This window comes from Gemmiger formicilis (assembly GCF_016901605.1).
GTDB classification, from domain to species: Bacteria; Bacillota; Clostridia; order Oscillospirales; family Ruminococcaceae; genus Gemmiger; species Gemmiger formicilis_B.
Genome location: NZ_JACJKP010000956.1, coordinates 1 through 218 on the forward strand (window position 1 = coordinate 1; position 218 = coordinate 218).

Annotated in this window: 1 pseudogene; it reads right to left on the reverse strand. The window is 56.0% G+C overall.

Annotated elements, in window-relative coordinates:
• Positions 1-218: pseudogene (locus tag H6B10_RS17385) on the reverse strand (hypothetical protein); the annotation flags it as partial.

Sequence of the window (218 nt, forward strand, 5' to 3'; positions counted from 1 at the left end):
GGGTATTGCGTTCAGATCAATAAGCCTGGGCGTTCCGAACTCCAAGCACTGGCACGTTCCTGGGCGGAAGAGTCTGGTGCCACTTTCGCACCAGGGACTGAAGCGGCGCTTTTGTGCCTGTTCAATCCGCCCGGACACAACCAGTTCCACCATTTCAAATGTGTCCGCATCCAGCGTAACTGTTCCCAGCTGCTGGATCATATCCGCGGTAATGGTGC